Source organism: Clostridium oceanicum (genome assembly GCF_039521385.1).
GTDB classification, from domain to species: domain Bacteria; phylum Bacillota; class Clostridia; order Clostridiales; family Clostridiaceae; genus Clostridium_F; species Clostridium_F oceanicum.
On sequence record NZ_BAAACG010000010.1, the window covers coordinates 423,950 to 443,663 of the forward strand.

Genomic DNA, 19,714 nt, shown 5'->3' on the forward strand with positions numbered 1-19,714 from the left:
TTTTATTCTTCTATCCAAGTGTTCCAGAAAAATGGCTGAACTCCATTTTTATATCCTTTTAACTTATTATTTATAACATGCATTCTGCTATAATCTACTAAATTCATATGAGGAACTGATTTCCACATTTCTTTGTAAAAATCTTTTACTATTGTTTTTCTTTTTTCTAAATTTGTTTCTCTCATCATAGATTTAAATATATCATCCATGTGTTTTGAATCTTCATCATTCCAATTAGATATCCATGCATTAGTTCCAGTCCAAGCTGATTGTATTTGAGGATCTGGAGACACTTTACAAAAATATGATAAGTGAAGATTCCATCCCTTTACTTTTGAACGTTTTTCTACAACAGTAGGTCTATCATATAAAGCTAGTTTAACTTTAAATCCTATTTTTTCTAATTGAGATTTTAAAGCTACTGCTCCTTGTTTTTCTACTTTATCATCTTGTCCATTTAAAATAACTATTGGAGTTCCATCATAACCGGATTCTTTAAGTAATTGTTTAGCTTTTTTAATATTATATTGACCATAAATTCCTTTTCCAGCTGTTTTGTCATACCATGTGCTACCTGGATTAGCTAAGCATCCTTCTAAACTCCAAAACTTTTCATCCCCTACCATAGAACTTGCAAGCTCTTTTAAATCTATTCCATAAGCTAAAGCTTGTCTTGCTTTTTTATTATTAAATGGAGCACTTCCGCAATTCATCATAAGCATTTCCATTCCGTCTGGTTTTACTATAATAGGCTCTACATCTGGACTATCTTTTAAAACACTATATCTATCTTGTGGAGCTTCTTCTGCAAATAAAAACTCTCCAGTTTTAACACCAGAAATTCTAGTTTCTTGTTCTGATACAAATTTAAATACAAGGTTATCAGCATAGGCAACTCTTTTTCCTGAAAGACCTGAAGCTTTTTTAGAGTCAGGAACATATTTTTCAAATCTTTTTAGTTCTACTTCTTTATCCGGTACATATTTTACTAATTTATATGGACCTGTTCCTATAAATTCTTTCATTATATTATCTCCATATTTATCTATTTCCTCTTTTGGTCTTATAACTAACTTTTGATTAGATACTGGAGAAGCTATAATATTTATAAACGGAGCATAAACTTCTTTAAATTTAAACTCTATTTCATATTTACCTTTTACATTAACTTTATCAAAATATGGCTTTACATTAATTCCGATATCATTATTTTTAAGCCATCTTTCAAAAGAAGCTTTAACATCTTCTGTAGTCATTTCTTTATTATTTTGAAACAAAACACCTTTTCTTAACTTAACATCATATACTTTCCCATCCTTTGATAAAGTATAAGACTCTGCTAAATGAGGTTGAACTTTATAATTTTCATCAAATTCAAATAATCCCTCATACACATGATTCATAATTGCAGATATTGCCCAATCTGTTGATTTATCAGAATCTAAATGTGGCGGAGTCATTTTATCAGCTACAACTATAGTACCACCTTTCTTAGGTTTTGATGTGGTCTCAGTATTAACTTGCTTTTCTTTACTTCCTGAAGCACATCCAAAAAACAAGCCCATAATTGATACCATAAGTATAGTGCTTATTATTAATTTCATCTTTTTCATCTTTATCACTCCTCTGTTTTTTAAATTACAAATACACTTATCAAAATAAACCCAAACTTAAATCCTAATTTCTTTGAATCTAATTTTCTAATTAAAATATGTATCTATCTTTTAAAAATGATTAATCTATTTTTTAATACTAACTTAACTAAATTTTTAGCTAACTATTGATTTTCTTATACTAAAGTTATCTTTCTCTTTTAAATGGCAAGCTAAAAAACTTCCATCATCTAGTTTTTCAAATTCAGGTTCTTTTCTTTTACAAATCTCCATACATTCTCTACATCTACATTGAAATTTACATCCTTTTAAAATATCTCTAGAGCTTTCCACTTCTCCTTTTAAAAATATTTCTTCATTATTAATATCAGGATCAGGTATTGGTATTGCATCTATTAATGACTTTGTATAAGGATGTTTCGGTCTATCAAAAATATCATCTACTTTTCCAAGTTCAACTATTTTACCTAAATATAAAACTCCTACTCTATTGCTTATATGTTTAACTACAGACAAATCATGGGATATAAATATATATGTCATATTATATTTTTCTTTTAAATCATTAAGTAAATTTATAATTTGACTTTGAATGGATACATCAAGCGCAGATACAGACTCATCGCAAATCAAAACTTTAGGCCTTAAAATTAAAGCCCTTGCAATACAAATTCTTTGTTTTTGTCCTCCAGAAAATTCACAAGGATACTTATTTAAGCTTTGTTTATCTAATCCAACTTCATCGATAATTTCATCTAACTTTTCTTTTACTTGGGATTTATTATATTTAAAATTTATCTTTAAAGGTTCTTCTAAGAGCTCTTTAACAGTCATCTTAGGATTTAATGATGCTGCAGGATCTTGAAATACTATTTGAACCTTCTTTCTAAATTCTCTAATCTCACCTTTAGTCATATTAAAAATGTTTTTTCCCTCAAAATAAACTTCTCCAAAACTTGGTTCTATAAGTCTTAATATTAATCTTGCCATAGTAGATTTCCCACAACCGGATTCTCCTACTATACCTAATGTTTCACCCTTTTTAAGTTTAAAACTTATATCATCTACAGCCTTTATATATTTTTTGTTTTTATTAAAAAAACCTTTACTTATTAAAAACTCTTTTTTTAGTTTTTTTACTTCTAAAATAACATTACTATCACACATATTACCCCTCCATTAAATATTCCTTAGTATCTTTAAAACAACTTAAACATCTACCATTTTCAATATTTTTTAAAGGAGGTTTCTTTTCTTTGCATATTTTTCTTGCATACTCACATCTAGTGCTAAAACTACAACCTTTAGGTAATTCAGTAGGTTCTGGAATTGATCCCTTTATTGTACTTAATCTTTTCTGATTTTTAGTAATAGAAGGCATAGATTTTAAAAGAGCTTTTGTGTATGGATGTCTTGAATCTTTAAAAATATCCCGAACACTACCTACTTCCATAATACTTCCAGCATACATTACTATAACTCTATCACTCATTTGAGAGACTATTCCAAGATCATGAGTAATCATTAATAAAGACATATGAAATTTTTTCTTTAGCTCTCTAATCAGTCCTAATATCTGAGCTTGTATAGTAACATCCAAAGCAGTTGTAGGTTCATCCGCTATCAAAAGTTTAGGCTCTGAGGCTATTGCCATAGCTATCATTACTCTTTGCCTCATTCCCCCAGATAGTTCATAAGGATAACTTTTAGAAACCCTTTCTGCTCCCTTTATTCCAATAAGTTTTAACATTTTGATTGATTCTTTCATAGCTTCTTTCTTACTCATTTTCTTGTTATATATAAAAGATTCACTTATCTGTTTCCCTACAGTTAAAACAGGATTTAAAGAAGTCATAGGTTCTTGAAAAATCATAGCAATATCTTTTCCTATAATTTTAGAAAGTTCCTTTTTAGACATTTTAAATAAATCTTTATCTTTATATAAAACTTTTCCAGATTCTATATTACTTTTAGAAATACATTGCATTATGCTAAATGCAGTAACACTTTTTCCACTACCAGATTCCCCAACTATTGCTACAGATTCTTCTTTATTAATACAAAAACTTATATCATTAACTGCTTTTGCCTTACCTTTATCCGTAGGAAAGCTTACCTTTAAATCCTCTACTTTTAATATGTTTTTCATTTTTTTCCTTCCCTTACTTTAAGATAACTAACACCATTTATAATGTTATTAATATTCTTTAATTAACCTTTACTTAATTTAGAAAATTCCACATTACTTTTTAAATTAATTCCTGTAACTTCTATAACCACATTAAGTTTCTTTTTACATATACCTATAGACTAGTTTGTTTCACAAAATTATCTATCTTTTAATTTAAATAGTTTTATAATCATAAAAATTATTAAATTTTAAAAGGATCTACACTCTATTTAAGTTTAGGATCTAACATATCTCTAAATCCATCCCCTAAAAGATTTAATCCTAAAACTGTTGCAATTATAGCTATACCAGGACATAAAATTTGCCATGGAGCTATTTCCATAAACTTTCTTGCTTCTGTAACCATTATTCCCCAGCTTGGATTAGGAGCTTCTATCCCAACTCCTAAAAAACTAAGTGCTGCTTCATCTAATATAGCCCAAGCAAAAATAAAAGTTTCTTGAACAATTATAGGTGACAAAGCATTGCGTATTATATATTTAAAAATTATGTATCTATCTTTAGCTCCTATAGCTCTAGCTGATTCTACACATTCCCACTCTTTTATAGTAATAACAGAGCCTCTTGTAATTCTCACCATTGTAGGAAAATATGCAAAAGTCAATGCAAATATTATGTTTGATGTTCCAGCTCCTCCTATGGCACATAAAGTTATAGCTATGATAATGCTTGGAAAAGCCATTAATCCATCAATTATTCTCATTACAATATTGTCTACTTTTTTATAATATCCAGCAATAACTCCTATTAAAACACCAAATATAGTGCTTAAAACTGTAACACATATTCCTATTTTTATTGATATTCTAGCTCCAAATAATAATCTACAAAATACATCTCTTCCATACTCATCTGTCCCCATAATATGAATTAAAGATGGCCCTTTAAGTCTATCCTTTGCTATTACTTCTAAAGGATTATATTTTGTTAATATAGGAGCAAAAACAGCAGCTAAAAATATAATTATAAGAATAACACCACCTATAATTATTTGGGGATGATGTTTAAACTTTATAAATTTCTCTTTTACAGTATTCACTTTAATCACTTCATCCCTCTCTTTATTTTTCTCTTATCCTAGGATTCACAAAAATATAACTTATGTCTGTTATTAAATTAACTATTACATATATAAGTGCAGTAAAAATTATACTTCCTTGTATAACAGGATAATCACGCTTCATTATAGAACTTATTGCCAAAGAGCCCGTTCCTGGTATATTAAATACAGTCTCTATAACCCATGTTCCTCCAAGTAAAGTAGCCATACTAAAGCCTATTACCGTTATGATAGGAATCATTGCATTTTTTAAAGCGTGTCTAAATATAACTATTTTTTGTGGTATACCTTTACACCTTGCAGTTCTTATGTAATCCTCATTTAATACATCAAGCATTGAACTTCTTGTCATTCTAGAAATCAAACCTATTTGCATAATTCCTAAAATTATCCCTGGAAGTATTAAATATTTTATAAATCCCATTCCAACCTCTGATATTTGCTTATATCCGCAAACTGGAAACCATCTTAAATCAACTCCAAATATCAATATAAAAATTAAAGACAACCAAAAGCTAGGAATAGAAACTCCTAATAAAGCAATTCCCATAACAGATTCATCTACCCAAGTTTTATGTTTTATAGCTGCTATAATTCCTAAAGGAATTCCTACAAATATACCTATAAATTCTCCTATTAAAGCTAAGAAAAATGTAGGCTCTACCCTGCTAAATATAACTTTTTTAACTGGCTGATGTAAAAAGATAGATTGTCCAAAATCCCCTTTAAATACATTACCTATCCAACTAAAAAATTGAACAAATATATTTTTATCAAGTCCTAATTGACTTTTCATATCAGCTATTTGCTTTTCACCTGCTAAATCACCTAACATCATTCTAACAGGATCACCAGGCATTATATGTGTAACTAAAAATGACAGTACCATTACAACTAAAATTACAATAACCATATTAGCTAACCTTTTCAAAATGTATTTAGACATATACTTCACCTCCTAATCCAAATAAAGCTAATTCTAATAGAAAATCTACTTCTTTAAACTAAATTTAAAACTTTAATCTTAAGTTATCTCTTTAAACTAAATATAATCCTTAAAAACCTACAAGCTACTTTTGGAAAATTCCAAATTTTCATTATATTATTATATAAATTAATAATAAATATATACTCCTAAACTAACTTCTCCATTAAACACAATTATTTTAATATAGAAAATATAAAAAACCTTATAATTTATATGATAAATAAACAAATTATACCTTTATTCGAATAAAACCCCTAATAAATTTAATTTATCCAAAAATAATTATACAGCCTTTGTAATATTATGTACAATAAGTAATATTAATACATATAAATATACCTATTAAATTTTCTGATAACCTTATACAAAATAATACATTAATTTTTTTTAATTTAACTTCTAGCAAAATAAAAAAGCATATAATTATAATCAAAAACAAAAGAAAACCTGGTACTTAGAAATCTTCTAAGTATCAAGTTTAAGCATACCTAATTACTTTAACTATCATATTTTCCAAATTTTATGCCAGAATCTTCTGAAATATCATCAGATACAATAGCTATTCCTTCTACTTTTGTACAAGGCTCTACTTTTGGCTCTATAGATGGATTACTTGGGTACTTTGTTCCATTATATTTAAGCAAAGCAAAAAAGCTTTCTACCCCACCACCAGAAACATTCATAATAATATCTTTATATCCTTTTGTCTTGTTGTTACTTATTATGACAGGATTGTTTACAAGACTAAATCTTGATAATAGTTTGTATTCTCCAAGTTTTTCTTCAAAAATAGCAGCACTACATCCACCACTGCCACATACAAAAGGCCCTACAAGATAAGCAAATATTTCTTTCTTCCCATCTCCATTTAAATCTACTTTATTGTAATAATACTTTACTTTATCTTCATTTCCTTGTAAATCGAATTCTTTTATTAGAGCCTTTTCAAGTTTTATATCCCTTTTAGTTTCTGAGCAAATATATTTTAAAGATGAAAAATCTATTCCATCTACATTTTTAAAAGGTGTATATTTACAAGCCTCTTCCTTTAATTCTTTAGATTTGTCTTTCTTATTCATTGGCTTTTCTATTTTAGAATCCTTTTTAGATTTTTCTTCAGTTTTTTTAGTCTTACCCTTTGATAAATCTTTATGTTTTTCCATTAATATTTCTTGTAATATTCCATTTGTAAGACTTATAGGGGTTAGTCTATCAGGATATTTACTGATTTTCTCCTTTAGGTTAATTAATTTTTCTTTAGATGGATAAGGATATTTAAAGGACAGTGCTTTATCAATAGATTTTAAAGCTCCTTTAATATCTCCCACTTTTATTTGAGCATCTGCTAAATAGTACCAATAAGTTGTTGAATCTTTTTCTTTTAAAAGTTTTTTATAATAATTAGCTACTTTTCTAAAATAATAAGGATATACATCTAATACTACTTCAAATTTATCATTAGACCATCTATATACTTTTACTTTATAAGCATCTCCAGTATCATGAGTCCATAAAGCTATTTCATATGTTCCATTTTTCCCTTTTGTACTTTTATTATTTCTAATATCTATCTTGCTATAGTATTTATTTTTCTCAATTAAATCAATTAACTTACTATCTTTCCATTCATAAACACTAAGATCTGACCATATACTTCCAACTTGCCATCCTACTATTAGATTATTTTTACATCTACTTATAATTGGCGCTGCTCCAAAGTAAGTTATGTTATAACCTTTTCCTTTTACTATATCTACAGTACGCCAAATTCCAGAATAACATTTTAATACTATAATATAAATTTCACCTTGCCACTTATAGGCCGCCACTAATTCTAATATACAATCTCCATCTAAATCAACCATTCCTATGGCTTTTTCCCCATTATCTAATGTAAGAATTTCAGCTGTAGTTGGTAAAAAGCTTTTTATCATGTTTATTGGATTTGCTCTACTCCACATATCAAAACCCCTTTTTATTTAGGCATATCAAAATAAATAATCATCTAAAATATTATAAATTTTTAACATTCTATTTATTTTCATATCCATTATTCTAGAATTATAATATGTCTCTATTTTTTATATGTGTTTAAAGATATCCTCATTAAATATAAACTTTAACTATCCTACCATCTATCATGATGTATTCTTTCTTTTTTAAATCTATCTTCTGCTTTCTTTTCTTCATCTTTATATCCTACAGGTATTATGGATAAAGGAATTACACTATTGGGAAGATCTAGAATTTTTTTTATTCCATCTATCCTATCTTTAATTGGATAAACACCTACCCATACAGCTCCTAAACCTTTATCTTCAGCTTCTAATAATATATTTTCTGTGGCAACTGAACAGTCCTGTACCCAAAAACCTTTAAATACTTCTTTTGATTCATCTCCACAAACTACAATTGCAACATCTGCATTTAATAACATCTTTGAATATGGATGTACCTCAGTTATTTTTTTCATAATATCCTTATCTCTTAAAACTATAAATTCCCAAGGTTGTTCATTTCCAGCAGAAGGTGCTGCCATACCTGCTTTTAACAATTCTTCAATAACCTCATCACTTACTTTTAAATCTTTATATTTTCTTATACTTCTTCTATTTAATATAGTTTTCATTTATATTTCCTCCTAATTGTTTCCTTAAATAATTTATGATATTATTATATATACTAACTTTCTAATGAACAAGTACGCACTATTTTGTATTATAGTACCTAAAAGGATACTGTAGAAAGGATGAATATATGAGTTCTAGCTGTAATACTTTAACTTTAAAAAATAAAAATTATACTTGTACTTTTGAAATTACAATAGATTTAATCGGTGGAAAATGGAAACCACTTATTATTTGGCACCTAGGTACCAAAGGGACAAAAAGGTTTAATGAACTTAGAAAACTAATTCCTCAAATAACTCAAAAAATGTTAACTCAACAACTTAGAGAACTAGAAAAGGATGAATTAATTAATAGAAAAGTTTATCCTCAAGTTCCTCCAAAAGTTGAATATTCCTTAACCCACTTAGGAGAAAGTTTAATGCCTGTTCTTAGTATGATGTGTGATTGGGGAAATACCTATTATAAACTAAGCAAAGAAAATAAATAGTTCATTTATTTTATAGTTTAATTTTTGTTACAAAAAAATGAATTACTAAGCAACATTTACTTAGTAATTCATTAAATTTATTTTTCTAAATTATAAAGGTAATCAAAACTCTTTTTAAATCTTTCCATTCCAACCTTTAATTTTGATAAAGTACATCCACAATTTAATCTAAGATATTTATTCCCACCATAAACTTCACCTTTCATGATTCCAACTCCACCAACATTTACTAAAGCATCTTGAATTTCTTCTGATGAAAAAGGAGTATTTCTGCAATCTATCCAAGCTAAATAAGTACCTTCTGGCTTTGTAAATTTTATATCATCAAAGTTTTTTTGTATAAAATTCTTAACATATTCCATGTTAATATCTACATATTTAACAAGATCTCTTACATAATAATCACATTGATTATAAGAAACCATAGTTGCATACATTCCAAGTATACTTACTGAATTTAAAAAATCTTTAGTTCTAGTTTGATGTAAAAATCCATCATATGTTTTTTTATCTTGAACTATTGCATAAGATCCAATTAACCCTGGATAATTAAAAGTTTTACTTCCTGAAGAAACTAAATATAATCCTTCATAATTACTATAATATGAAAGAACAGGAATATGTTTATATCCATCAAAAACTATATCACTATGGATTTCATCACTAATTATTTTTACATTATATTTTTTACAAGTTTCTATAATAAATTTTAATTCTTCTTCTTTGAAAACTTTTCCTGTTGGATTGTGTGGTGAACATAATATAAACACTTTACAAGATTTAATAAGCTTTTCAAATTCATCACAATCAAAATAAAAGTGACCTTTTTCCTCATGTAATGGAATTGTAACTAAAGTTCTCTTATTTTCTCTAATAACATTAAAAAAAGCATCATACATTGGATTAAATGTAGCTACTTTTTCCTCTTTTTCAGATAATAATCTAATTAAAAGTGATACAGAATACATTACTGAAGGACTATATAATATTCCTTCTTCATTTACATCACATTTAAATTTATTTTTATAATAATTTGCTATAGAACCTTTATAATCTTTATGGTTCCATCTAGAGTACCCATATATTTGGTGTTTTAATACTTCGTTTATTTTTTCATATACAGGCAGTGGCACTTTAAAATCAGTATCTGATATAGAAAAAGGTATTAAATCTTTTTTATTAAATCTATCTTGAATATAGTCCCATTGAGTACAATATGTTCCTAAACGATTATTTTCTTCATCAAAATTATGTTTCATATTAACCCTCCAAAATTATCATTTCTTTAGTAGTTTTATTTAAAGGAATGCCTTCTCCATTTCTAATTACAACATCATCTTCTATACGAACTCCACCTAAATTAGGTACATATATTCCTGGCTCACATGACATTATCATGTTATCTTTTAAAACAACATCTGATGTTTGATTTAAATAAGGATACTCTGCTCCATCGCCAATTCCTATGCCATGACCAAGCCCATGATTATAATATTCTCCATATCCTGCCTTTACTATTATATCTCTAGATATTTTATCAATATCTTTGGCTAATGCTCCTTTTTTAATAGCTTCAGCGCCAGCTTTTTGCGCTCTCTTTACAACTTCATATATATTTTTCATTTCTTCAGATGGTTCTCCTATAAACACTGTCCTAGTCATATCCGATTGATAATTCTTATACTCTATTCCAAAATCTATCATTATAGGTTCATTACTATTTATTTTTCTATCTGTAGGTCTTCCATGAGGAAGAGCAGTCCTAGGTCCTGAAGAAACAATTACATCAAAGGACATTTTATTTGCACCGGCCATAAGTGAATAGTAATGAATCCACGCATTAATTTCTTTTTCACTAACTCCAACCTTAATATGTTTTAAAACATTACTAAATATATCATCTGTAATTTCACAGGCTTCTTTTATTATATCTATTTCATATTCATCTTTTATAATTCTAACTTTATGAAGGTCTTCTTCAATATAAGATACATTAAAACTATATTTCTTTAATTTTTCATAATCTCCTATTGAGTATCCACCAGCCTCTACCCCTAAAGAATTCAAGTTATTTTGAACTAAAATTTTGTTTATAATATAAAAATGAGATTTTTTAGACTTAGCTGGTGTATTTTCAATTATCTCAAAATCTTTTTCTTTATTTTTCACTTCTTCTAAATATCTTCCATCTAATATTGCATATGACTTATTTTTTGTTATAAGTAGATGTATTCCGCTGCCAGTTAATGTATCTAAATATTTTTTTACTGTTTTTGATTTTATTAAAATTGCATCTATATCTAATTTATTAAGCAATTCTTTTATTTTATCAATATGCTTAGCCATAATAATTCTCCTTTAATTTTAAAGGGGAAGTTAAACTTCCCCTTAATTTTTAAAAATCTAAGTCATCTATAAGTTCTTCATCTTCTTTTGATATACTTGATTTTTCTTTTTTAGCTTTTAAAGCATCTTGTTTTTCAAATATTTTAAAGAAAGGATACCATATTAATACTGATCCTAACATTTGGAATGCATTTACAACGATTGACATCCAATGACCATTGACTAAGAAGCCTTCTAAAAATACTCCAACATAAGGGGGATTAAAAATCGGTCTAGCTAATACTCCACTCCACATTAAAAATGCTGGGAATGTTCCTAAAATGGTACCACCTATAACATAGGGTAAGAAAAATGTTGGATTAAGTACTATTGGAGCTCCAAATATTACTGGCTCATTTATACCAAATAAAGCTGGTATTATAGAAATTTTACCTACACTTTTATATGCTTTGTTTTTAGACATTAAAAACCAAAATACTAGTCCAAATGTAACTCCTGTTCCTGTAAAATTTGCAAAAGCACTAGTCATACCACCAGTATAAAAATGTGGTAATGCAACGCCTTTAGCTGCAGCTTCAATATTTTCTGCTAAAAATTGAGAAGCTATTGGAGCTGTAATAGGTGACAATACTGATGGATGTATTCCAAAGAAAAATAAAGTACATCCAAGAAAAGTTATAAATACAAAAACAAACGGGTTATCTAGTGATCCAACTAATGGTTGTAAGAATATTGTTAAAACTTCTGTTGGTAACACTTTAAAAATTGCTAAACTTGCGAATCTAATAGTTATAAAAAATCCTACTATAATTATAGTTGTAGGTATTAATTCAAAAGACCTTGAAACAAAATCTGGAACACTTTCAGGCATACGTATTGTAAACTTTTTCTTTTTACACCATCTATATAATTCAACTGCTATAATTCCAGAAAACATTGCCATAAATAAACCTTTGGTTCCTAAATACTTAATATCCATTCCACCATCTTTAGTAAAACTAAATGTAAGTAACAAATATCCAACTGCACCTAAAACCATTGCTCCAGGTACATATAATTTATAGTGTTCCCCTAAGAAATAGGTAATACTTAGACAAACATACAATCCCATCATTCCTATAGTTAAATAAAATGGTAAGTAAAAATTGTCTAAATTGCTTGTTATAAATTTTCCTATTGGAGTTCCCACCCCTATCATATTAGCAATTGCTTCTGGAAGCAGGCATAAACTACCTATAATTAATATTGCAGTCATAGCTACCATTGATTTTTTTATTGCACTTAGATGTGGTTGCTCATCCATTTTTCGTGCCAAGGGAGTCAGGTGCTTATTCATAAATGCCTCAAAATTTTTAAACATTATTTTCCTCCTCTAATAGTTATTCCTCTTTAGACATAAGTAACTTATGCCTAAAGATTTATACCACCGTTTATCTTTTTATTATTATTTAGACTGTTTAGCTTTTCTATAAGCAAGTATAGCAAGTTTCAATGAAGTAGCCCCATCCATTTTTCCATAAGTATCTTGGTCTATTACTACATATGGAATGTCTTTTGGCTTTGTAATTGATTCAATATAATCTAATTTATGAGCAATTTGCGGTCCTACTACAACTACATCACACTCATCTATTTCTTTTTCTAATAAATCTACTGGGATTGCCTCAAATTTGAAGTCCTCTTCTTTTAATTTTTTACTTTCCTTTACTGTGTTTTTCATCCTATCCATTAACATTGTAGTTGAAAAACCACCTGCACAACATAATACTATTTTCATTATTTTACCTCCTTAGATTCAAATATATCTGTTATTTTTTCTATAAGATCTCTTGCAAGCTGTGAAGTCATATAATGATCTTGAGCATGTACCATAAGTAAAGTTACAGGTAATTTATCTTCACCATCTTGCGAAAGTTCTTTTCTAATTAGTTCAGTTTGAGCTTTGTGAGCTTCAACATCAATTTCTTTTGCTTCTTTTAAAAGTCTTCTTGCTCCTTCATAATCAGAATCCTCAATTTTCTTAAAAGCTTCAAATGCTTTAGATTTACTTTCCCCAGCCTTTGATATGATTTGTAATATCTGCATTTCTAATTCATTCATCTTTTTTCCTCCTCATAAGGTACATTGAAACAAATAACTAGTTAATATGTTATTTTACTTTCATATTTCTAAAATTTGAAATATTATTGTACTTTTCTTTTGTAAAACTTTTTATTATATTTAAGATTAAATTTATTACTTCTTCAACATCTCTTAAATCAGTCATAGAATAACTTCCATGACAATACCTTAAAGGTATTCCAAGAACAATAGAAAGTTTTCCTCCATTACTTAAATGTGCCTTTGCTGCGTCTGTGCCACCTCCACCAAACATGTCACATTGAAACTTAATATTATTTTCTGTTGCAACATTCTTTACCCATGTAAGTAATTTTTTATTTGGTATCATTGTTTTGTCATAATGGATTATCATACATCCCTTTGATATTTGACGTTGATTAGTATAATCTCTAATTAAATCTGGTGCACATGCCACATCAACTGCAAATATAACATCTGGATTAATTTTATCTGAACAGCATTTTCCTCCTCTTGTCCCAACTTCTTCTGAGCTTGTGAAACATAGGTATATATCGTTTTCATGATTGATTTCTTTTAATCTTCTATCTATTTCTTTTAAAATATAACACCCTACTCTGTCATCTAAAGCTTTTGCCATTAATACATTTTTATTTATCATTTCACTTTTACTATTAAAGGTAACCATATCTCCTATATTTATCCCTAAGTCTACAACTTCTTCTCTACTGTTTAATCCAATATCAACATATATATCTTTTACTTTATGATTTTTATCAAAAGAACAATTCATAAGTCCTTTAATTTTATTTCCATCTTCTTTTGTAACAGTAACCTTTTGAAAAGATTTAGCTGAATCTTTAGCAGATCCAATAGGAATAACATGTAACATTCCAATATCACTAATATGTCTTACCATAAATCCAACTTCATCCATATGAGAACAAAACATTAATTTGGGACCTTCTCCTTTATGATTTACTATCATGCTTCCAATACCATCATAAGAAACTTTACCTACAATATTTTCTGAAATTATATCTCTAACTTCTTGCTCATTAGAAGCTATTGCATCTGCATCACATAACTTTTTCAATAGATTTGTTTCCATTCTAGCTCACCTCCTGTTACACATTTTTACTTATTAATGTTGTAAATTCTTTAAAGCTTTTTACTTTTAATATATCTTGTATCATTTTTTTATCATTCATAATTTCAAATAAATCTTTTGTAATTTTCTTATGCAATTCCAAATTTTCCTTTTGAAGTGAAACCATAAATATTATATTTACTTTTTTATCACCGTAAACAATTGGGGTTTTAAGTATATTTATAAAAACTAAATCTTTATTTCCAACCATTTCAATTGGATGAGGTATTGCAACTCCATTTAGATAAATTGTTGAAGAAAAAGACTCTCTTTTTAAAACTAACTGGGTATAATTTTCTCCTCCAATTCCATCCTTTTCAACTTTACTAGCCATATCTTTTAGACATTTTATATAATCTTTTTTCATATTAGATATAGTAAAATAATCTGGGCTAAAAAACCTTTTAATATAATACGTCTGGGTTTCACTCATAAATGTGGGTTCAATTTTATCTAGGCTTACTAATTGCTTTATCTTTAAAATATCATAATCATCTAAAAGTTCTTTTATATATATTAAAGGAACTTGAAGATTTAAATTAATGTTAATTGTAGAAAACACAATATCTGGTTTATATCTTTCTAATTCTTTTATTTGAACTATAGAAAATGTTTTTATTTCTGACTTATTAAATAAGTTACTTATTTTTAGTTTAGTTAAATAAGCACTTCCACCACCGGATGAACAAACAATTGCAATTTTGTTATATCTTTTTAACTTGTTTGTAAATTCCTTTTCCATATGGACTGCAAAGTGAGTTGCTATAAACCCTATTTCATCACGATTTGGTTTTATACCATATTTTTCATGGAGCATATCCCCAAAAGAAATTGCCATATTAAATATAGATGCATATTTTATAGATAGTTCATCTACAATAGGATTTGTATATGACACTTTAAATTTAAGTCTGCTTATAAGAGAACTTATGTGAAGTGTTAGTAATTTTTTAAACTGCTGATCCTTATTAAAAGATGTATTATTATTTTTATCTAAATTTTCTAAAAATTCACATATGTCTTCTTCTAGGTTTTCTAAATGATCATCATTTTTTTCCTGATTCTTTGTCTTAAGTCTTATTAGCTCATCTAGTTCTCTTTTATCTTCTTTTGAAAATGATACATCATATTTTTCTTTTATAACTAACTGAATAGTGCTATCAATATCTTCTTTTAATATTTTTCTAACTTCTAACTTTATATATATTATTACTTTTAGCCAAACTAAAATTTCATTGAGTTCAAAATAATTAATTACTAAATTTTTATCTTTAATTTCTTCAATTAAACTTTCCTCAATATATTTAAAATCTTTATCTATTTTTTTATCAATGTACTCTCTAACTACTTCATTATTTTTTAAATATAAATCTACAATTAATTTTTTTCTCTTTTCTAAGGGCTGATTAATCCTTACCCCATAATGAGCTTTTCTTTCTGCAGTAAAATTATACTTTTTTAAATAGTCATCAACATCTTTTTTAAATTTACTTATTAAAGATTTACTACTGTAAAATTCCTTAACCATTTCACTGTTAGTTACATATTTATTTTTTAATGCTATATATGCTACTATATTTTCTACATTTATCTTAGGCTTATCATCTAATTTTTTTAAATATCTAATAAAATCATTTAATTTTTTTTCATCATTTACTTCTATAAGATATCCTTTTCCTCTTTTTTTAATTAATGTAAACCCTTTTTCTAATGAAATATTGGTTAAATATGAAAAATCACTTTGCACTGTTCTTTTAGAAACAGAATATTTATCAATAAAATATTCTATAGATAAATATCTATTAGTTTCTATCAAGTCATTGAGAATATTAAGTTCTCTCATATAAAGTTCACTCCCTAGGCTCTAGCGTTTAACTTTATCGTTTTCACAATATAAGAATAACTTATTTTTTTTATATACAAAAGAATATTAGTTGCACACTATTGTGCAATTTGTACACTATAATTCATCATTACCTTAAAAATTTATAGTAATTCAAATATATCCATCATTTTATAAAATAAAACAAACTAATTTTTATCAATATTTATATTCTATGTATTTCCTTCTTATGGTTTATATTTTGCACATTACTTGTCTTATATACTCTAATTTATTTTTAATAAAACTTTTAAAATTTATATTTATTTTTTCTGTTATATCTTTATAATTTTAAGCTTATAATATTATTCCACTATGAAATTTTATAAAATGATCAAATTAAGTCATTAAACAAATATTAATTTTACCTACTAATCCATTTAAAAAGGTAAACTAATGAAAATAAATTTTTTTATTCTCTTAATATTACTTGGAATTATTATTATTAGATGGAATTCAAAAAAACAGTAAAAATAAAAGCCGCTACTTAGAAATCTAAGTAACGACTCTTAATTTATTCAACTTTAAATTTTTCCACAATATTTGTTAATTTTTTCGAATGCTCTGAATTATAATTTGTTTCTCTTAATACCTCTTCGCTTTTATGATTAACATGTGATATATTTTCAGCAATTTCTGAAGAAGCCCCTGCTACCTGTTGAACTGAAAGAGAAACTTCTTCCATACTTTTAGATATCTCATCTATAGAAATAGATATATTAGTAGATGCCCCTGCAAAATTTTGAACTATATTTTTAAATGTCATTCCATCTTTATTATATTCTTCACTTATCTTAATTAATCTTTCATAATCTTCAAATACATCTTTTTCTAAAATACTAAGCATATACTTTGAAGCATCAGAAAGTTCATTAACAGAACTTAGTACTTTCTTAACATTATTTTGTATATTTACTACCGTACTAGAAGATTGTTCTGCAAGTTTTCTTACTTCATCAGCAACAACAGCAAATCCTTTTCCATGCTCACCTGCTCTTGCCGCTTCAATTGCTGCATTAAGTGCTAATAAATTGGTTTTTTCTGCAATTGAAAGTATACTATCTGCCATCTCAGATATATTTTTAACAACTTTTACATCTTCAATAGCATTTTCTAATTTATTTTTAGATTCTTTATATACGTTATCAATATTTCCTTTTGATTTTAATGCTTCTTTACTAATTGTATCTGCTTTTTTCTCTATATCTTTAGCTAAATCTAGTCCATCATCGGCACTCTTACTTACATTATTAGCATCTTTTTTCACTGCTGACGCCATTGACGTAACTTCTTCAGTAGATGATGAAACTTCCTTCATGCTTGTAGAAATTTGTTCTGATGCTGTTGCTACTTTCTCCACTTGTTCATTTATCTTTTCAAAAGCTACTTTTACTTTATTTGTACTTTCCAAGGAACTATCACTTCCATCTTTTACTTTTGAAATTATTTCTGAAAGAATATGAGTAGCTTGATTCAACGATTTAGACGTTTCTCCAAATTCATCTTCTAGCTGTAAATCAGTTTTATATGTTAAATTACATAATTCTAATTGTTTAGCATGTTTTCTCATTTTGTATAAAGGTTCTTTTATTTTTTTAGAAATAAAAAATCCAATAATTAATCCTAAAATCATAAAAATAATTGTAAATATCAATTGTTTATATTTTAAACTTTTAACTATATCAAATATTTCATTTTTAGGAACTGACAATCCTAAAAACCACTTAGTATTAGGTATAGGAGAATAAGCCATAAACTCCACCCTATCTTTATATCCATAAGTTCCAAAACCTTTTTCTCCATTTATCATCTTTTTCCCTAGCTCTGCAAATTCATTTAATCTTTTATCTTTTTTAGCACCTTCTATATCATTTACACCTTTTAAAATCATATTGAAATTTTTGCCTGCTACATAGGTACCTTTTTCGTTAATTATAAAAGGACATCCATTATCACCTATTTTGACGCTCTTAACTATATCATTTAAATCCTTTAAATCAAAAATTCCTATTAATGCACCTAGTATTTCACTTTTTTCATTTTTAATAGGTACATACACATCTACAAATTCCGTATTATCTTTCTTACTGAAAAATGGATCCGTAATTAAATTGTTTCCTTTCATAACTTCTAAAAAATATGGACTATCTTTTATGTTTGTTACAGAACCATTTTCAACATTAGTACAATTACCTTTTGAATCTACTATTTTAAATCCTTTAAAGCCCCAATTTTTAGCCTCACCTTTAAGATCATCCTTTTGAACTTTTATTTTCATAGATTGAACAGTAGGCCATGTTGAAATAGATTTTAAACTATTTACCTCTTTAGTCACTTCATTTTGTAACAGTTTACATACATCTGATGTTCTAGCTTGCAAATTACTTTTTATATTCTCTTCTAATGCTTTTGATGCACTTTTATAAGATATTATACTTAAAACGCCACAGGCTATTATTAATAAAATTAAAATTTGCATCATTATCTTAACTGTAGTAGAATTTGAATTTTTAAATTTACATTTGCTATTCATCTTTGGTCGCCTCTTTACTGTATATTTTTTATTCCATTTTATGTATACTTTTACATATTTTTTATTATATACTGATTTTTATGTAATATCAAGTAAGTTTATAGTAAAAATTTACAATTTATAATTTTTATACTAAAAAACGCTACCTAAAAATTCTAAGTAACAGTTTTTTAAATCTCTATTTTTTATTAAATTACTATTTATTGTACTTTTATACATATTAAAAACTCATTACATAATTTATAAGTATCTTATTTAATATTAATTCTTTATTCTATATAAACTAACATATAATGAAAGATAAAACTTATTTTAAATGGTAAACATCAAAAAATAATACATAAATATGATAATATATAATATGAAACATATTATATGGAGGTCTTTTATGAACTATTTTTTATGGTTTAATTTAAAGAAAATAAAAACAGATATAGACTATTTTCTATTAACATTATTATTTTTGATACTAATTCAATTAGCATTTTATTTACCATGGAATCCTAAAAAATTATATAATCTATTCTTCGGAATGATTTTTAGTATATTTTTTATTTACTGTTTAACAGTAAATAAAGACTTCAAACTAAAAGATGTTTTAAAACTTTTTTTTCACTAAATCCACTAATCCATATCATTGGATTTCACTAAAAAAAGAAAGGTTCTACCCTTTCCTTTTTTACTCAATTATTTAATTGGTATTTTAATTTTAGAAATCTTCTCATTTTCTCTAATAAAAGTCAACTTTAAATTGT

17 protein-coding genes are annotated in these 19,714 nt (G+C 26.8%); 2 read left to right on the forward strand and 15 right to left on the reverse strand.

The window, feature by feature from the left end:
- Window positions 1-2: 2 nt before the first annotated feature.
- From ABDZ71_RS12420 to ABDZ71_RS12450, 7 genes are all read right to left on the reverse strand, one after another.
- Window positions 3-1,613, reverse strand: a complete 1,611-nt coding sequence (locus ABDZ71_RS12420; RefSeq protein WP_343761971.1) for an ABC transporter substrate-binding protein — start codon at window positions 1,611-1,613, stop codon at window positions 3-5.
- A 156-nt stretch (window positions 1,614-1,769) separates the two neighbouring features.
- Entirely contained in the window at window positions 1,770-2,780 is a 1,011-nt protein-coding gene (locus ABDZ71_RS12425; protein WP_343761972.1) for an ABC transporter ATP-binding protein, read from the reverse strand.
- Between the two features lies 1 nt (window position 2,781).
- Window positions 2,782-3,762, reverse strand: a complete 981-nt coding sequence (locus tag ABDZ71_RS12430) for an ABC transporter ATP-binding protein (protein ID WP_343761974.1) — start codon at window positions 3,760-3,762, stop codon at window positions 2,782-2,784.
- Window positions 3,763-4,009: 247 nt separating this feature from the next.
- On the reverse strand, window positions 4,010-4,852 hold the full coding sequence (locus tag ABDZ71_RS12435; protein WP_343761975.1) for an ABC transporter permease: 843 nt from the start codon (window positions 4,850-4,852) through the stop codon (window positions 4,010-4,012).
- A gap of 13 nt (window positions 4,853-4,865) precedes the next feature.
- Window positions 4,866-5,810 (reverse strand): ABC transporter permease, encoded by a 945-nt coding sequence (locus ABDZ71_RS12440; RefSeq protein ID WP_343761976.1) that lies wholly within the window; start codon window positions 5,808-5,810, stop codon window positions 4,866-4,868.
- Window positions 5,811-6,349: 539 nt separating this feature from the next.
- Window positions 6,350-7,813, reverse strand: a complete 1,464-nt coding sequence (locus tag ABDZ71_RS12445) for a hypothetical protein (RefSeq protein ID WP_343761977.1) — start codon at window positions 7,811-7,813, stop codon at window positions 6,350-6,352.
- Window positions 7,814-7,980: 167 nt separating this feature from the next.
- Window positions 7,981-8,481 carry a nitroreductase family protein gene (locus ABDZ71_RS12450; RefSeq protein ID WP_343761978.1) on the reverse strand — a complete coding sequence of 167 codons (501 nt, stop codon included), beginning with the start codon at window positions 8,479-8,481 and terminating at the stop codon, window positions 7,981-7,983.
- 128 nt (window positions 8,482-8,609) lie between these two features.
- Here ABDZ71_RS12450 and ABDZ71_RS12455 point away from each other — a divergent pair, with 128 nt between their 5' ends.
- A complete protein-coding gene (locus ABDZ71_RS12455) occupies window positions 8,610-8,969 on the forward strand; it encodes a winged helix-turn-helix transcriptional regulator (RefSeq protein ID WP_343761979.1) in 360 nt (119 codons plus the stop codon).
- Window positions 8,970-9,046: 77 nt separating this feature from the next.
- Here ABDZ71_RS12455 and ABDZ71_RS12460 read toward each other — a convergent pair whose 3' ends face one another.
- From ABDZ71_RS12460 to ABDZ71_RS12495, 8 genes are all read right to left on the reverse strand, one after another.
- A complete protein-coding gene (locus tag ABDZ71_RS12460; protein WP_343761980.1) occupies window positions 9,047-10,228 on the reverse strand; it encodes a MalY/PatB family protein in 1,182 nt (393 codons plus the stop codon).
- A gap of 1 nt (window position 10,229) precedes the next feature.
- Window positions 10,230-11,315 carry a M24 family metallopeptidase gene (locus tag ABDZ71_RS12465; RefSeq protein WP_343761982.1) on the reverse strand — a complete coding sequence of 362 codons (1,086 nt, stop codon included), beginning with the start codon at window positions 11,313-11,315 and terminating at the stop codon, window positions 10,230-10,232.
- A 49-nt stretch (window positions 11,316-11,364) separates the two neighbouring features.
- The gene (locus ABDZ71_RS12470) at window positions 11,365-12,675 is read right to left on the reverse strand and encodes a PTS sugar transporter subunit IIC (protein ID WP_343761983.1); all 1,311 of its coding nucleotides are present in this window, start codon (window positions 12,673-12,675) and stop codon (window positions 11,365-11,367) included.
- Between the two features lie 84 nt (window positions 12,676-12,759).
- Entirely contained in the window at window positions 12,760-13,092 is a 333-nt protein-coding gene (locus ABDZ71_RS12475; protein WP_343761984.1) for a PTS sugar transporter subunit IIB, read from the reverse strand.
- Window positions 13,092-13,415: a PTS lactose/cellobiose transporter subunit IIA gene (locus tag ABDZ71_RS12480; RefSeq protein ID WP_343761985.1), complete on the reverse strand. Its 324-nt coding sequence runs from the start codon at window positions 13,413-13,415 to the stop codon at window positions 13,092-13,094. The genes ABDZ71_RS12475 and ABDZ71_RS12480 overlap by 1 nt, the downstream gene beginning before the upstream one ends.
- 49 nt (window positions 13,416-13,464) lie before the next feature.
- Window positions 13,465-14,505, reverse strand: a complete 1,041-nt coding sequence (gene ypdE / locus ABDZ71_RS12485; protein WP_343761986.1) for an aminopeptidase — start codon at window positions 14,503-14,505, stop codon at window positions 13,465-13,467.
- Window positions 14,506-14,521: 16 nt separating this feature from the next.
- On the reverse strand, window positions 14,522-16,387 hold the full coding sequence (locus tag ABDZ71_RS12490) for a BglG family transcription antiterminator (protein ID WP_343761987.1): 1,866 nt from the start codon (window positions 16,385-16,387) through the stop codon (window positions 14,522-14,524).
- Between the two features lie 553 nt (window positions 16,388-16,940).
- Window positions 16,941-18,959 (reverse strand): methyl-accepting chemotaxis protein, encoded by a 2,019-nt coding sequence (locus tag ABDZ71_RS12495; RefSeq protein ID WP_343761988.1) that lies wholly within the window; start codon window positions 18,957-18,959, stop codon window positions 16,941-16,943.
- A gap of 388 nt (window positions 18,960-19,347) precedes the next feature.
- Here ABDZ71_RS12495 and ABDZ71_RS12500 point away from each other — a divergent pair, with 388 nt between their 5' ends.
- Window positions 19,348-19,578 carry a hypothetical protein gene (locus ABDZ71_RS12500; protein WP_343761989.1) on the forward strand — a complete coding sequence of 77 codons (231 nt, stop codon included), beginning with the start codon at window positions 19,348-19,350 and terminating at the stop codon, window positions 19,576-19,578.
- Window positions 19,579-19,714: the final 136 nt, after the last annotated feature.

Coding starts and splice junctions, on each gene's coding strand:
- ABDZ71_RS12475 (WP_343761984.1), bottom strand. CDS start 13,092: ATGAAAATAGTATTATGTTGTGCAGGTGGTTTTTCAACTACAATGTTA.
- ABDZ71_RS12455 (WP_343761979.1), top strand. CDS start 8,610: ATGAGTTCTAGCTGTAATACTTTAACTTTAAAAAATAAAAATTATACT.
- ABDZ71_RS12465 (WP_343761982.1), bottom strand. CDS start 11,315: ATGGCTAAGCATATTGATAAAATAAAAGAATTGCTTAATAAATTAGAT.
- ABDZ71_RS12450 (WP_343761978.1), bottom strand. CDS start 8,481: ATGAAAACTATATTAAATAGAAGAAGTATAAGAAAATATAAAGATTTA.
- ABDZ71_RS12440 (WP_343761976.1), bottom strand. CDS start 5,810: ATGTCTAAATACATTTTGAAAAGGTTAGCTAATATGGTTATTGTAATT.
- ABDZ71_RS12495 (WP_343761988.1), bottom strand. CDS start 18,959: ATGAATAGCAAATGTAAATTTAAAAATTCAAATTCTACTACAGTTAAG.
- ABDZ71_RS12500 (WP_343761989.1), top strand. CDS start 19,348: ATGAACTATTTTTTATGGTTTAATTTAAAGAAAATAAAAACAGATATA.
- ABDZ71_RS12460 (WP_343761980.1), bottom strand. CDS start 10,228: ATGAAACATAATTTTGATGAAGAAAATAATCGTTTAGGAACATATTGT.
- ABDZ71_RS12420 (WP_343761971.1), bottom strand. CDS start 1,613: ATGAAAAAGATGAAATTAATAATAAGCACTATACTTATGGTATCAATT.
- ypdE (WP_343761986.1), bottom strand. CDS start 14,505: ATGGAAACAAATCTATTGAAAAAGTTATGTGATGCAGATGCAATAGCT.
- ABDZ71_RS12430 (WP_343761974.1), bottom strand. CDS start 3,762: ATGAAAAACATATTAAAAGTAGAGGATTTAAAGGTAAGCTTTCCTACG.
- ABDZ71_RS12480 (WP_343761985.1), bottom strand. CDS start 13,415: ATGAATGAATTAGAAATGCAGATATTACAAATCATATCAAAGGCTGGG.
- ABDZ71_RS12425 (WP_343761972.1), bottom strand. CDS start 2,780: ATGTGTGATAGTAATGTTATTTTAGAAGTAAAAAAACTAAAAAAAGAG.
- ABDZ71_RS12470 (WP_343761983.1), bottom strand. CDS start 12,675: ATGTTTAAAAATTTTGAGGCATTTATGAATAAGCACCTGACTCCCTTG.
- ABDZ71_RS12445 (WP_343761977.1), bottom strand. CDS start 7,813: ATGTGGAGTAGAGCAAATCCAATAAACATGATAAAAAGCTTTTTACCA.
- ABDZ71_RS12490 (WP_343761987.1), bottom strand. CDS start 16,387: ATGAGAGAACTTAATATTCTCAATGACTTGATAGAAACTAATAGATAT.